General features: G+C 75.2%; 17 protein-coding genes. 9 read left to right on the top strand and 8 right to left on the bottom strand.

Annotation, left to right across the window (positions count from 1 at the left end; genetic code table 11):
• The first annotated feature begins 111 nt into the window (after positions 1–111).
• Complete coding sequence (locus tag O2W15_RS06815; protein ID WP_269178852.1) at positions 112–768, top strand: YdeI/OmpD-associated family protein; 657 nt, start codon at positions 112–114, stop codon at positions 766–768.
• Here O2W15_RS06815 and O2W15_RS06810 read toward each other — a convergent pair.
• From O2W15_RS06810 to O2W15_RS06800, 3 genes are all read right to left on the bottom strand, one after another.
• Positions 758–1,762: a C40 family peptidase gene (locus O2W15_RS06810; protein ID WP_269178851.1), complete on the bottom strand. Its 1,005-nt coding sequence runs from the start codon at positions 1,760–1,762 to the stop codon at positions 758–760. The genes O2W15_RS06815 and O2W15_RS06810 overlap by 11 nt on opposite strands.
• A 131-nt stretch (positions 1,763–1,893) precedes the next feature.
• Positions 1,894–2,373 carry a hypothetical protein gene (locus tag O2W15_RS06805; RefSeq protein ID WP_269162557.1) on the bottom strand — a complete coding sequence of 160 codons (480 nt, stop codon included), beginning with the start codon at positions 2,371–2,373 and terminating at the stop codon, positions 1,894–1,896.
• Positions 2,374–2,463: 90 nt separating this feature from the next.
• Complete coding sequence (locus O2W15_RS06800; RefSeq protein WP_036335899.1) at positions 2,464–2,769, bottom strand: hypothetical protein; 306 nt, start codon at positions 2,767–2,769, stop codon at positions 2,464–2,466.
• A 263-nt stretch (positions 2,770–3,032) separates the two neighbouring features.
• On the opposite strand from O2W15_RS06800, the gene O2W15_RS06795 reads away from it, so the two are divergent.
• A complete protein-coding gene (locus tag O2W15_RS06795; protein WP_269162556.1) occupies positions 3,033–3,257 on the top strand; it encodes a hypothetical protein in 225 nt (74 codons plus the stop codon).
• Positions 3,258–3,293: 36 nt separating this feature from the next.
• A complete protein-coding gene (locus tag O2W15_RS06790) occupies positions 3,294–3,449 on the top strand; it encodes a hypothetical protein (protein ID WP_156119141.1) in 156 nt (51 codons plus the stop codon).
• A gap of 24 nt (positions 3,450–3,473) precedes the next feature.
• Here O2W15_RS06790 and O2W15_RS06785 read toward each other — a convergent pair whose 3' ends face one another.
• From O2W15_RS06785 to O2W15_RS06775, 3 genes are all read right to left on the bottom strand, one after another.
• The gene (locus O2W15_RS06785) at positions 3,474–4,862 is read right to left on the bottom strand and encodes a metallopeptidase TldD-related protein (RefSeq protein WP_269178850.1); all 1,389 of its coding nucleotides are present in this window, start codon (positions 4,860–4,862) and stop codon (positions 3,474–3,476) included.
• Entirely contained in the window at positions 4,859–6,373 is a 1,515-nt protein-coding gene (locus tag O2W15_RS06780) for a TldD/PmbA family protein (RefSeq protein WP_269178849.1), read from the bottom strand. The genes O2W15_RS06785 and O2W15_RS06780 overlap by 4 nt, the downstream gene beginning before the upstream one ends.
• A gap of 82 nt (positions 6,374–6,455) precedes the next feature.
• A complete protein-coding gene (locus tag O2W15_RS06775; protein ID WP_269178848.1) occupies positions 6,456–6,794 on the bottom strand; it encodes a UBP-type zinc finger domain-containing protein in 339 nt (112 codons plus the stop codon).
• A gap of 165 nt (positions 6,795–6,959) precedes the next feature.
• On the opposite strand from O2W15_RS06775, the gene O2W15_RS06770 reads away from it, so the two are divergent.
• From O2W15_RS06770 to O2W15_RS06760, 3 genes are all read left to right on the top strand, one after another.
• A complete protein-coding gene (locus O2W15_RS06770; protein WP_269178847.1) occupies positions 6,960–7,763 on the top strand; it encodes an MBL fold metallo-hydrolase in 804 nt (267 codons plus the stop codon).
• A 124-nt stretch (positions 7,764–7,887) separates the two neighbouring features.
• Entirely contained in the window at positions 7,888–8,355 is a 468-nt protein-coding gene (locus O2W15_RS06765; protein ID WP_269178846.1) for a hypothetical protein, read from the top strand.
• A 48-nt stretch (positions 8,356–8,403) separates the two neighbouring features.
• The gene (locus O2W15_RS06760) at positions 8,404–8,790 is read left to right on the top strand and encodes a cupin domain-containing protein (protein ID WP_269162549.1); all 387 of its coding nucleotides are present in this window, start codon (positions 8,404–8,406) and stop codon (positions 8,788–8,790) included.
• Positions 8,791–8,799: 9 nt separating this feature from the next.
• On the opposite strand, the gene O2W15_RS06755 is transcribed toward O2W15_RS06760, so the two are convergent.
• Positions 8,800–10,092, bottom strand: coding sequence for an amidohydrolase family protein (locus tag O2W15_RS06755; RefSeq protein ID WP_269178845.1), 1,293 nt, complete (start codon positions 10,090–10,092; stop codon positions 8,800–8,802).
• 72 nt (positions 10,093–10,164) lie between these two features.
• On the opposite strand from O2W15_RS06755, the gene O2W15_RS06750 reads away from it, so the two are divergent.
• Genes O2W15_RS06750 through O2W15_RS06740 form a run of 3 tightly spaced genes read left to right on the top strand, consistent with a single transcriptional unit; the run spans position 10,165 to position 12,142 of the window.
• Complete coding sequence (locus O2W15_RS06750) at positions 10,165–10,854, top strand: DedA family protein (protein WP_269162547.1); 690 nt, start codon at positions 10,165–10,167, stop codon at positions 10,852–10,854.
• Positions 10,851–11,528 carry an HAD family hydrolase gene (locus O2W15_RS06745; RefSeq protein WP_269162546.1) on the top strand — a complete coding sequence of 226 codons (678 nt, stop codon included), beginning with the start codon at positions 10,851–10,853 and terminating at the stop codon, positions 11,526–11,528. The genes O2W15_RS06750 and O2W15_RS06745 overlap by 4 nt, the downstream gene beginning before the upstream one ends.
• Positions 11,525–12,142 carry an alpha/beta hydrolase family protein gene (locus O2W15_RS06740; RefSeq protein WP_269178844.1) on the top strand — a complete coding sequence of 206 codons (618 nt, stop codon included), beginning with the start codon at positions 11,525–11,527 and terminating at the stop codon, positions 12,140–12,142. The genes O2W15_RS06745 and O2W15_RS06740 overlap by 4 nt, the downstream gene beginning before the upstream one ends.
• Before the next feature lie 34 nt (positions 12,143–12,176).
• Here O2W15_RS06740 and O2W15_RS06735 read toward each other — a convergent pair whose 3' ends face one another.
• Complete coding sequence (locus O2W15_RS06735) at positions 12,177–13,382, bottom strand: SRPBCC domain-containing protein (protein ID WP_269178843.1); 1,206 nt, start codon at positions 13,380–13,382, stop codon at positions 12,177–12,179.
• Between the last annotated feature and the right edge of the window lies 1 nt (position 13,383).

Here is a 13,383-nt window from a genome sequence, read left to right as displayed (position 1 = left end):
GCGGCACCCCTGCTGGGCGCCGTCCGCCCTGCGGTAGCCGACGGGTCGCCCGGACAAACCGGACGCCGGGCCCCCTGGACGGCGCGGGTGCGGCTGCGGACGATGACCGGCGTGGCCGACGAGAGCACGTTCGAGACCCGGGCGTTCGCGACCCCCGCCGACTTCGACGCCTGGCTGGCCAGCGAGCACGACCGGGCGCCGGGCCTGTTCCTGAAGATCGCCAAGAAGTCGGCCGGCATCCCCTCCCTGACCGCGGCCGAGGCGGTGGAGGTGGCGCTCTGCCACGGCTGGATCGACGGCCGGGGCAACCGGGTGGACGACGACTGGTTCACCGTCCGGTACACGCCGCGGCGGCCGAAGAGCGTCTGGTCCCAGAAGAACGTGGAGACGGTGGCCCGGCTGATCGCCGACGGCCGGATGCGCCCGGCGGGGCTGGCCGCGGTCGAGGCCGCCCAGGCCGACGGCCGCTGGGACCGCGCCTACGCCGGGCCCGCCACGATCACCGTGCCCGACGACCTGGCCGCCGCGCTGGCGGCTTCACCTGCGGCCCAGGAGGCGTTCGCCGGGCTCGACGGGGCCAACCGGTACGCCGTGCTGTGGCGGGTGCACACCGCCGCCACCCCCCAGACCGGGCCAAGCGGATCGCGGCCTGCGTGCAACTGCTCGCGGAGGGCCGCCGCATCCACGACTGAGCCCCGGCCCCGCTGCCTGGGCCCGCCGCGAGCTCGCGAGCGGTGGGGGGCAGCGGGGTCCTTCCTCAGCCGGTGACGCGGCGGGCGCTGACGTAGCCGCCCTTGTCCACACTGGTGACCGCGACCGGGCGGCCGGAGACGCTGGCGTGCACCATCTGGCCGTTGCCGATGTACATGCCCACGTGGCTGATCGGCGAGTAGAAGAAGACCAGGTCGCCGGGCTGCAGGTCCGCCCTCGACACGGCGACGCCCAGGCTCGACTGGGCGCGGCTGGAGTGCGGCAGCGAGATGCCCGCGGCGGCGTAGGCGTACTGGGTGAGTCCGGAGCAGTCGAAGGAGTCCGGGCCCACGGCGCCGATGCCGTACATGTCGCCGATCTGGGCCAGCGCGGTCTGCACGGCGACGCCGGCGGCCGCGGTGGGGGCCGGCGCGGGGGCGGGGGCGGCGACCTCGGGCCCGGAGATGACGTTGTGCACCCGGACCTGGTCGGCGGTCGACAGGCGGGCGAGGTCGGCCTGGTAGCCGGCGAGCTCGCCCTCCAGCTGCTCCTTTTGCGCCCGCAGCTCGGACTCGGCGGCGGCCGCGGTGGCGGCGGCCGCAGTGGCGTCCTGCTGCGCCTGCTCGGCGGCGGACCGGGCGGTGGCTGCCGTGGCGACGATGCCGTCGGCGTGCGTGGCCAGCTGGTCGAGGGTGTTCATCTGCTGGATCAGGTCGTCGGCCGAGCCGCTGGTCAGGAAGGCGGCGAGCCGGCCGCGGGTGGTGCCGACGTACCCGGCCTGCGCGATCGACCGCAGCTGCGGCTCGAGCGCGTCCAGCTGCGCCTGCGCCTGGACGGCCGTGGCAGCGGCGGCGTCCGCGGCGGCCTGGTGCTGCTCGGCGGCGGCCTCGGCCTCGTGGACCTGCTCGTCCAGAGCGGTGAGCTCGAGCCCGGCGTCGGTGACGGCCTGCCGGGCCTCGGCTGCAGTGGTCGGCGCCGCGACACCGACCGACGGGGTCAGGACGACGGCCGCGCCGACGGTCAGCGCAAGAGCGGCAGCGCGCGTCCACCGCCGGTTGGTCGATCGGTTCACTGGGCCTCCGTCTGCGCACGTTCCGCCCGGGGAGGGGCGAGGGACTCCGTGCACGTCTCGACGGACGGTAGGGAGATCGCGCTCTTGTCAAGAGGCGCGGCACGCCGGGACCGATCGGTCCACAGTGGACCTCAGTCCCACAGGCCCCGTGCGCCCCTCCTGCCCCGCGCCGGCGCGACGAGGCGGTCGGCGACGGCGCCGGTGGCGAAGGCGTAGACGGCCTTGTGCGCCACGTCGACCACCTGGTCACGTCGGGACCAGGTCCACGGCGGCGCGCCCACGCCCGTGACGTTCTCCAGGGTCTGGTCGACCGCCAGCCGCACGGAGGTGTGCCAGGCGGAGGCGCGCACGCCGCGCAGCCCGGCCGCGGCCCAGACCCCACGCAGCGCGCCGACGGCGGCGCCGGTGCCCCAGTGCATGAGGTGGTTGCGCACCGGTGGGCGTGCGGACCCGGGGAGCCGCCGCCCGGTGGTCAGGGCGGTGAGCGTCCGGGCCGGGACGTAGGAGTCCGGGCGACCGGTCACCTGCTGTTCGAGCTTCTCCCCCGCCGTCATGACCGCCACCCCGGCCAGCCCGGCCACCGCACCGCGTACCGCTGCTCTCGCCCACATGGGCTCCGGGCTACCCGGGGTGCGGGCCCGGCAAAGACGACGAGCCGCCCACCGGTTCCCCGGTGGGCGGCTCGGTCGGATCTGGCGGGCTCAGCCGGCGGCCGGCTCCGAGGCGTCCAGGGCCTCGACCGCGGCGACGTCGCGCAGGATCGCGGACAGCTCGGCCGACGTCCACGCCTCACAGCAGTCGCAGGTGCCGGTCGGGGTGAAGCTGCGCAGGCCGAGGCTGCCGCCGGCCTGGTCCTCGGCGAGGGACAGCTGGCCGTCCTCAGGATTGCGGTGGCATCGACACGACGAGGCGCACATGCCCAGGCCCCAGCCCGAGACGATCACGGACGGGCCGTTGTCGTGGACCTTGCCCACCTGGAAGATCGAGGGCTTCTGGCAGTACGTCATGTAGAGCTCCCCTCGCCGTCCTGCCGGGGAGGCAGGGGGTCGTCGTCGGCGTTCGTGGGGAAGTAGACACGAACCGCGTTTCATGTCCGTGACAGACGGGCACGAAACGCGGTTTGGTCGTCGAGTTGCGCACACCCGTCACACCCACCCCGCCCATCCCGGCCGCCCCGCGGACCGCACCCCGCCCCAGCAGTGCCGGGGCGAGGGCGTCCCAGCGCGCGTGCATCCGCCGGCGACCGGTGGGGTAGGGCCCGGCCATGTCGATGAGCGCACCCATGGAGCCGAACCTGCCGAACGCGGACGACGGGATCCCTGCGGCCGATCCCGGGGCCGGTGCCCCGCCGACGGCCGAGGGCTTCGGCGTCGGTGGCGAGGAACCGGACGCCCCGGAGGAGGGCGCGGACGACGCAGAGGCGGCGCCGCCGACCGAGACGGCCTTCCGGACCCCCGAGCCCGACGACGTCGGCCGCGGACCCGTCACCCCCTGACCGTTCCGGCCGGGCTCCACGGGGTACCCGGTCGCCATGACCGAACCCGCCGGCTCCGACCCGGCCACCGAACCCACCTCCACGGACGCCGGCACGCAGGGCCCCGAGCCGACCGGCGACCCGGTCGACCCGGCGGTCGCCACGTCGAGCCCCGACCCCGGCCAGACGGGCCGCGACCGGCGCGAGCACTGACCGGGGTCGGCCGCCCGGCCGGCATCAGCTGGCCGGGCTGACCGAGCTCATGTTGAAGTCGGGCACCCGGAGCATCGGCATCGAGGCCCGGCTGAACCAGTCGTTCCACTCCCGCGGCAGGGTCCGCTCGGTGCGGCTGGCCTCGGTCGCCCGGGCCAGCAGGTCGACCGGCGACTCGTTGAACCGGAAGTTGTTCACCGCACCCGTCACCTCGCCGTTCTCGACGAGGAAGACCCCGTCGCGGGTCAACCCGGTGACCAGCAGCGTCTGCGGGTCGACCTCGCGGATGTACCAGAGCGTGGTGAGCAGCAGTCCGCGTTCGGTGCGCGCGATCATCTCCGCCGGCGAGGCGGTGGCGGTGGGGTCCTCCAGGATGATGTTGTCCACCGCGGCGGTCGCCGGTGCCGTCGTCCGCAGCGCCCAGGCCCGCGGCCGGATCAGGTTGGTCAGCACCCCGTCACGGATCCAGTCGACGGCAGGCGTCGCCATGCCGTTGTCGAAGACGGAGGCGGACCCGGACGAGCCGCCGACCACCTGGAACGGCGCGGTCTCCAGCCCCGGGGCGTACGGGTCGCTGCGCAGGGTGAGCGGGAGCTGGGCCAGTCGGTCCCCGATCCGGTTGCCGCCACCGGTCCGGGCGTAGACGCTGCGCCCCTCGTCGGCGTCCCGGGCCTCCATCGCCCAGTAGGTGGGGATCATCAGGTCGCTGACCGTGGACGGCGGCAGGAGCGTCTCGTACCGCCCGGCCGGCAGCTCCACCCGGCGCTGCGACCAGGCCATCTTCTGCTGCACCTCGGCCGCGAGGCCGGCCACCGAGACGTCGGTGAAGTCGCGGGTGCCGACCCCGGCCCAGACGGAGCGGCCGAAATCGGCGCTCTTCCCGTTCAGCTCGACCCGCCCGGTGGGCTGGTCGTGCCGCAGCCGCAGCCCGGTCGAGGTGCCCAGGTAGGTCGCGGCCAGCTGGTGCTCGGCGAACCCGAAGAGCAGCTCGCCCCGGTCGCGGGCGCCGCCGAAGGCCTCGCCCAGCGCGGGCGCGAAGTCGGCGAACACGTCGATGGAGGTGGTGGACGCCTCGGCGTCCCAGTCGCCCGACCCGGCGGGGGCCTCGCTGATCAGCGGCATCGCGTCCTCGGCCGGCCCGGCGTCCCGGGCGGCCCGCTCGCTGGCCGCGACCAGCTCGGCGATGTCCGGGGTGCCGGTGCGGGCCACGGTGCCGGTGGCCATGCCGGCGCCGCCGTCGACGAAGGAGATGACGACGACCTGCCGGGAGCGCATCGCGCCGTTGGTGGTCAGGCTGTTGCTCGCCCAGCGGAGGTTGGCCTCCGAGCTGTCGGTGACGTAGGTGATCTGCCCGTCCACCGTGGACGCCGCCAGCGCGGCCTCGACGAGCTGCTGCGGGGTCTGCGAGCTCATCGCCCACCCTCCTGCTTCGTGTTGAGGATGGCCGTGTTCTCGAACAGTGCGGTCGGGCAGCCGTGGCTGACCGGGGCCACCTGGCCGGGCTGGGCCTTGCCGCAGTTGAAGGCGCCGCCGAGCACGTACGTCTGGGGCCCGCCGACCGCCGTCATCGAGCCCCAGAAGTCGGTGGTCGTCGCCTGGTAGGCGACGTCGCGGAGCTGGCCGGCCAGCCGGCCGCCCTCGATCTTGTAGAACCGCTGCCCGGTGAACTGGAAGTTGTACCGCTGCATGTCGATCGACCAGCTGTTGTCGCCGACGACGTAGACGCCGCGTTCGACCCCGCCGATGACCTCCTCGGTCGAGGGGCCGCCGGGGGTGGGCTGCAGCGACACGTTCGCCATCCGCTGCACCGGCACGTGGGCGGCGGAGTCGGCGAACGCGCAGCCGTTGGAGCGCTCCATGTCCCGCAGCCGGGCCATGTTGCGGTCGACCTGGTAGCCGACGAGCACGCCGTCCCGGACCAGGTCCCACTGCTGGCCGGCGACGCCCTCGTCGTCCCACCCGACGGTGGAGAGGCCGTGCTCGGCGGTGCGGTCGCCGGTGACGTGCATCAGCGGCGAGCCGTACTGCAGCGTGCCGAGCTTGTCGACGGTGGCGAAGGAGGTGCCCGCGTAGGCGGCCTCGTAGCCGAGTGCGCGGTCCAGCTCGGTGGCGTGCCCGATCGACTCGTGGATGGTCAGCCACAGGTTGGACGGGTCGACGACCAGGTCGTACCGGCCCGGGTCGACCGAGGGGGCCTTGACCTTCTCCCGCAGCAGTTCGGGGAGCTCGGCCAGCTCACCGCGCCAGTCCCAGCCGGTGCCGGTGAGGTACTCCCAGCCGCGGCCCACCGGCGGGGCCAGCGTGCGCATCGACTCGAAGGTGCCGGTCGTGCGGTCGACGGTCAGCGCGGTGAACTCCGGGTTCACTCGGACGCGCTGCTGGCGGGTGCGGGTGCCGGCCGTGTCGGCGTAGAACTTCTGCTCCTTGACCTGCATCACGCTGCTCTGCACGTGCTCCACGCCGTCGGCGGCCAGCAGCCGCTCGGAGAGCTCGACCAGCAGCGCGGTCTTCTCCGCGTCCGGGACGGCGAACGGGTCGACCTCGTAGGCCGACACCCACTCGCCATCGGCGTACGCCGGCTCGGGGGCCAGCTCGACGCGGTCGGTGTTCATCGCCGCCGACACCTGGGCGACGGCGACGGCCTCCTCGGCCAACCGCACCGCCTCGGCGGCGGTGAGCACCACACCGGCGGCGAAGCCCCAGGTGCCCTCGTGCACCACCCGCACCGCCAGGCCGAGGTCCTCGCCGTCGGCCAGCGCCTCCAGCCGGGCGTCGCGCAGCCGGACGGTCTGGGTGCGGATCCGCTCGACCCGCAGGTCGGCGTGCTCGCAGCCCAGGTCGACCGCGCGGGTCAGTGCCGCATCGGCCAGCGCGGACAACGGGAGCGCGAGGAAGGACTCGTCGACGGAACGGGGCTGTGCCACGGCCCCGTGTCTACCAGCCCGGTCCGACGCGACGCACCGGAGTTGCTGAGCCGCGCTACATGTCCCCGGCCCCCGGACGGCGTCAGTGCAGGTGCAGCTGCCAGTCGGCCGGCACCCGGTCGGCGGGGCCCGGCACCGGCTGGTCGGCCGGCCGGGCGTGCGGCGGGGCGAGCGCCGGCCCGGCACCGAACTGCGCGGCGCCGTAGTCCCAGAACCAGTCCTCGCCCGGCTCGTAGCTCTGCGCGATGCGGTGGCCGGTCTCCGCGGCGTGGTGCGAGGCGTGCTGGGACGGCGAGGAGTCGCAGCACCCGACCTGCCCGCACGCGGCACAGCGCCGCAGGTGCAGCCACCAGCTGCCACTGCGGTCGCACTCGAGGCACCCGGCGCCGCTCGGCGGCACGGTCGGGTCGATCTGGTCCATCGGGGCTCCTCGCGTCCGGCGTCCGGGCGCGGCGATCGTGCCCCGCCCGGGGCAACGAGGGCAACGCCGCCGGTGTGCGCCTACCGCTGGTCCCGGGGTCCAGGACCGACGATGCGCGCACACCGGCCGGTTGCGGACGCTCCCCGGAGGGGTAACCCGGCCGGCATGACCACACCCGGGGACGTCGTCACGCTCACCTTCGGTGGCACCGCCACCACGTTGCTGCGGATCGGGCCGTTCACCGTGCTGACCGACCCGAACTTCCTGCACCGCGGCCAGTGGGCGCACCTGGGCTACGGGCTGCGCAGCAGGCGACTGACCGACCCGGCGCTGGTGCCCGCGCAGCTGCCCGCGCTGGACGCCGTCCTGCTCAGCCACATGCACGGCGACCACTGGGACCGGGTGGCCACCCGGTCCCTGCCCAAGGAGACCCCGGTGGTGACCACGCCGGAGGCGGCCGGCTGCCTGGAGAAGCGGGGCTTCACCGCGACCGCCGACCTGCGGCCCTGGCAGACCCACGAGCTCACTCGGGGAACCGACACCCTGCGGATCACCAGCGTCCCCGGGGTGCACGGCCCCGGACCGCTGGCCCGGCTGCTGCCCCAGGTGATGGGCAGCGTGCTGGAGTTGGTGCGCGACGGGCAGGTGACCTGGCGCGGCTACATCAGCGGCGACACCCTCTACCGGCCGTACCTCGGCGAGGTGCTGCAGCGCTGCGGGCCGCTGGACGCGATGGTCCCGCACCTGGGTGGCACCAAGGTCGCCGGCATCACCGTCACCATGGACGCCCGGCAGGGCGCCGACCTGGTCGAGCTGCTGCGCCCGCCGGTCACCGTGCCGGTCCACTACGACGACTACGGCCTGTTCAAGAGCCCGCTGGGCGACTTCGTGGCCGAGGTCGCCGCCCGCCGGGCCCCCGGCGAGGTGCGCACCGTGGGGCGCGGCCAGACGATCTCGCTGCGCGCCTGATCCGCCCCGGGGATGACCCGCTGACCTGGGCGGATCAACCCGACGGGCGACGCCCGCTGACGACGTCCGGCCCGATGCTCGTACCGCCACCGACCGGTGGCGCGGACGAGTGGAGGCACCCCCGGTGGTCAGCACGAAGAAGGTCCTGCTCGGCGCCGTGACGGCGATCGTCGGCGTGGTCGGGGCGGGGTCCGCCGCGTTGGCGGTCACCATGCCGTCCGGGGTGGACGGCCCCGGCGCCGCGCTCGCCGAGCTCCAGGGGCACACCGCGACGTCCGACCACGACACCGCCGACGCCGCTCCCCGCGGCGACGTGCCAGACTGGACCCGCGCCGTCGGCTCGGACGTGACGGTCGTCCGGCCGGGGAAGGCCGCGGGCGACGATGGCGGCAGCATCCGCGTGCACATGACGCTGGCCGACGGGACGTCGCTGCCGGCGGACTGCACCCCTCTGGACCAGGTCGGCATGCCCTTCGACGGCGGAGGCCGGTGGCCAGACCTGGGCGACACCGCCCAGCTGTGCGACGGCTGGGTCACCGTGGTGCTGGACGACCAGCTCTACGCCTGGACCGACGACCAGACGCGGGGCTGATTCCCGCCGCGGGGCTTGCGCGGGCCACGTCCCGGGCACCCCCGGGCGATGGAACCGGTGATCCGCCACAGCGCCGACGTCGACCTCGAGACCTGGGACGACCCGGTGCGCGGCACGGTCGCCTTCCGGGTGCTGTTCAGCCAGGACCGGACGCCGACCGCCGCGCTGTACACCGGACTGGGTGAGCTGGCCCCCGGCGGCTGGCTGGGCCTGCACCGGCACAGCGCGACCGAGGTCTACCACGTCATCGAGGGCAGCGGCGTCGTGGCGCTGGACGGGGTGGACCACCCGGTGACCGCCGGTTCCGCGGTCTTCATCCCCGGCGACACCGAGCACGGCATCCGCAACATCGGCGAGGGCCCGCTGCGGCTCGTCTACGCGTTCCCGACCGACTCGTTCGACGACGTCCGCTACCGCTTCTCCGCGGAGGAGTGACCTCCCTGCTCAGCGGCCGGCGAGCCGCATCGCGCGGGTCTGCACGTCGGCCCGCAGCTCGGCCTCGTCGACCGTCGTGGACACCCCGTCGCGGACGACCTGCCGCCCGGCGACCCAGGTGTCGCGCACGTGCCGGGAGCCCACCGACCAGACCAGGTGGGTCAGCAGGTCGGTGACCTCGCCGACCGGCACGAAGGCGATGTCGTCGGTGTCGACGTGCACCAGGTCCGCCCGCCGGCCGACGGTCAGCTGGCCGAGGTCCTCACGGCCGATCGCCGCGGCCGCCGCGCCGGTGGCCAGCCAGAAAGCCTCCGGGGCGGTGAGCGCGGTGGCGTCCCGCTCGCGCAGCCGGGCCAGCTGGGCGGCCAGCCGGAGGTCCTCGAAGAGGTCGAGGTTGTCGTTGGACGCCGGGCCGTCGGTGCCCATTCCGACCCGGATGCCGAGGTCGAGCATGTCCCGCAGCCGGGCGGTGCCGCTGGCCAGCTTGGTGTTGCTGCCCGGGCAGTGGGCCACGGCTACGTCGTACTCGCGCCACAGCTCCAGGTCGCCGTCGTCCATGTGCACGCAGTGGTTCGCCAGCACCCGGCCACCGAGCACGTCGTGCGCGGCGAGCAGCTGCGGCACGCTGAGGCCGTGCTCGGCGAGCAGCCCGGCGCCCTCCGTCGCGGTCTCGGCGACGTGCGTGGTCAGCAGCAGACCGTGCTCGCGCGCCACCTCGGCCGCCTGGGCGAGCACCGGCAGCGGCACGGTGTAGGCCGAGTGCGGGCCGATGCCCCACTCGACCTGGTCGTCACCGGTGCCGGCGGAGTCGGTGGCGCGGGCCAGCTGCTCGTCGAACGTGCCGAAGCCGGGCAGGCCGATCAGCGGGTGGGTGATCACGCCACGGGCGCCGGTGCGCCGCACCGCAGCGGCCATCCGCTCGGGGTGGAAGTACATCTCCACGCTGGTGGTCACGCCGTGCCGCAGCATCTCCGCCGACGCCGCGGTCATCGCCACCTCGACGTCCTCGGGGGTGAGCTTCGCCTCGCGGGGCCACATCACCTCGTTCAGCCAGCGGTCCAGCGGCAGCCCCTCGCCCTGGCCGCGGAACAGCACCATCGGCGCGTGCGAGTGGGTGTTGACCATGCCGGGGGTGAGCACCCCGGGCAGCGCGGTGACCTCGGCGTCCCCGGCCGGCGGCGCCTCGGCGGCCGGGCCGACCCAGCTGATCAGGCCGTCCTCGACGTCCAGCACGGCATCGGGGACGACGGTGCCGGCGTGGTCCCCGACCACGACGGCGCGGGCGGTGAAGCGGTGCACCATGGGGACAGACCCTACGGTCGCCCCGGCCCGGCAGCAGGGCGGCGCACGGCGACCGCCGATACCGTGGGGCCCATGTCCGTCCTCGCCGCCGCTGCATCCGACGAAGGCGGGATCACCGGCTTCCTGCTCGACCTCATCGAACGGCTGGGGGCGGTGGGCGTCGGCCTGACGATCCTCATCGAGACGGTCATCCCGCCGATCCCCAGCGAGGTCGTGCTGGGCGCAGCCGGGGTGCTGATCAACGACGGCCGGATGTCCCTCGTGCCGGTCATCCTGTGGGCCACCGTCGGCTCGGTGCTCGGGGCGATCGTCCTCTACTGGGTCGGCCGGCTGTTCGGCCCGCGCCGGTCGCACGCCTTCCTCGACCGGCTGCCGCTGGTCGAGACCGCCGACGTGGACCGGACGTTCGAGTGGTTCGCCCGGCACGGTCGCGCCGCGGTCTTCTTCGGCCGGATGGTGCCGATCGTGCGCAGCTTCGTCTCGGTCCCGGCCGGCGTCGTGAAGATGCCGATGCCGCAGTTCCTGCTCTTCACCGCCGCCGGCAGCCTGCTCTGGAACAGCCTGCTCATCGGCCTGGGCGTCGCGGCGGGCGACTTCGTGCAGGCCAACCTGCAGTACCTGGACTACGTGGTCGTGGTGGCCGTCGTCGCCGCGGTCGCCTGGTTCGTCTACAAGAAGGCGACCGGTAGGTTCCAGCGTCCGCCGGACGCCGGCACCGACCTCCCCGTGGAGGCCCCCGCCGAGGAGCGGGACCAGGCATGACCGCGCCGCGGACGAGGCCGGCCGTGGTCGCCTTCGACGTCAACGAGACGCTGCTGGACCTCGCCCCCGTCCAGGCCACGCTGATCGAGAACGGCGAGCCGGGGCACCTGCTGCCGACCGTCTTCAGTCGCACCCTGGCCCTGGGGTTCGCCGCCGCCACCGCCGGCACCCGGTGCCGCTTCCGGGACGCGTTCGAGGCCGCGCTGGCCCAGCTGACCGCGCTGTCGGCGGCGCAGCGGACGGCGGTGGCCGATGCCTTCGGTGAGCTCAGCCCGCACCCCGACGTCGAGCCCGCGCTGCGCCGGCTGACCGCCGCCGGGGTGCGCGCGGTGACGCTCAGCCAGGGGACGCCCGGCGTCGCCGAGGCCGGGCTGTCCCGGGGCGGGGTGACCCCGCTGGTCGAGCGGACCCTGACCACCGAGTCGATCGGCGTCTGGAAGCCCGACCGGGCGGCCTACCTCTGGGCGGCCGGGGTGTGCGACGTGGCACCGGAGGAGCTGGCGCTGGTCGCCGTCCACTCCTGGGACGTGCACGGTGCCCAGCGCGCCGGCCTCACCGGCGGGTGGTGCTCCCGCGCCGAGTCGGCCTACGCCGCGGTGTACGAGCCGCCGCACGTGCAGGGCAGCTCCCTCGTCGAGGTCGTCGAGGCGCTGCTGGCACTGCCCCCGGCGTGACCGCCGCGGAGGTCTCGACCCCCCTCGGCCCCGCCCGCGTGCACCGCGCCGAGCCGGCGGGCGACGTCCGCGGCACCCTCGTGCTGGGTCACGGCGCCGGCGCCGGCTCGGACTCCGCCGACCTGCTCGCCGTCTCCGCCGCCGCGTGCGCCGCCGGCTGGCGGGTCCTGCGGGTCGACCAGCCGTGGGTGGTGGCCGGCCGGCGGATCGCACCCGCCCCGGCCCGGCTGGACGAGGGCTGGACGGCCGTGCTCGACGCGCTCCGCACCGACGGGCTGCTGACCGGACCGCTGATGCTGGGCGGGCGCAGCGCCGGCGCGCGGGTGGCCTGCCGGACCGCGGCCGCGCAGGGAGCCGCCGGGGTGCTGGCCCTGGCGTTCCCGCTGCACCCGCCGGGCAAGCCGGAGAAGAGCCGCGCGCCCGAGCTGCAGCAGGTCGCCGTCCCGCTGCTGGTCGTGCAGGGCGCCACCGATGCGTTCGGTCGCCCCGATGAGGTGGTCGCCGCGCTCGCCGGTCACCCCGGGGTGGTCGCGGGGGTACCGGGCGACCACGGGTTGAAGAAGGACCCCGCCGCCGTGGCCGGCGCAGCCGTGGACTGGCTGCGCCGCCACTGAGCCCGCCCCGAGCGCCCCGGGGCGGGCCGATGCGTCAGCGCCGGCGGCGGCGCACCAGCAGGGCGACCAGCAGTGCCAGCACGGTGACCCCGGCCGCCGGGGCGGCGTAGCGGGTCAGCGCCGCACCGCCGGCCACCTCGAGCAGGTCGATCGGCTCCGGCTCGGCCGGGGCCACCGGCCGCCGCGGCGCGCTGGGGGTGCTGCGCACCGGGCCACCACCGGCCGGGCGGTTCGGCGGGGCGGTGGTGCCGGTCGGCGGCTTGCTCGGTGCCTTGCGCGGGCCACCGGCCGGCGCGTCGGCCGCCGTCGTGGAGGCCGGCTCGGCGTCGGCTGCCTGGTCCTCGACCGTCCCGGTGCCGGTGAACGGTGCCGCATCGCCGGCAGCCGGGGCGGTGTCGCCGGCGGCCGGGGCCGTGTCGCCGGCAGCCGGGGCGGTGCCGGTGGCGGCCGGCGTGCTCTTCGCCGGCGGGGCCAGCGGATCCGGGACCGCGGCCGCGGCCGGGGTGCTCGTGGCGGGAGCGGCCTTCTTGGCCGCCTTCGCCGGCGCCGCCGCCTCCGCGTCGGCTGCCTTGTCCGCCGCCGCAGCGGCGGTCTTCTTCGCCGCGGCGCCGGCCTTCTTGGCCGCGCCGGCCGCCGGGCTGTCGCCCGCGGAGCCCTCGACGCTCGCCGCGGCCTCCTCGACGACGCCGGCGGTAGTCGCGGCGGCCTTGGCGGCAGCGGCGGTGGCCGTCCCCGCCACGGTCGGCTCCTGCGTGCCCGCGGCCGCTGCGGCCCGGGAGGCGTCACCCTCGGCGTCGCCGCTGGCCAGCTGGGCGGAGAGCTTGTCGGCGAACTGGCCGAGCAGCTTGTTGCCGACGTCGGTCATGACGCCGCGGCCGAACTGGGCCGGCCGCCCGGTGATGTTCAGGTCGGTCAGGACGTCGACGCGGGTGGTGTCGCCCTCGGCCGCGAGCGTGGCGGTGATGACGGCCGCCGCGGTGCCGTTGCCGCGCTGGTCCTTGCCGCGGGCGTCGATGACCGCACGGTGGGCCGCCTCGTCCTTCTCCACGAACGACGCCTTGCCCTGGTAGGTCAGGGCGATCGGCCCGAGCTTCACCTTGACCCGGCCGGTGAAGTCGTCACCGGTCACCGAGTCCAGGGCGGCCCCGGGCATGCAGGGCGCGATGCGCTCGATGTCCAGCAGCACCCGCCAGGCTTCGTCGATCGGCACCGGCACGGTGAACGCGTTCTCCAGCTGCACT

This window comes from Modestobacter sp. VKM Ac-2979, from assembly GCF_026967995.1.
Taxonomy (GTDB): Bacteria; Actinomycetota; Actinomycetes; order Mycobacteriales; family Geodermatophilaceae; genus Modestobacter.
This window is presented reverse-complemented; position numbering and strand designations above follow the sequence as displayed.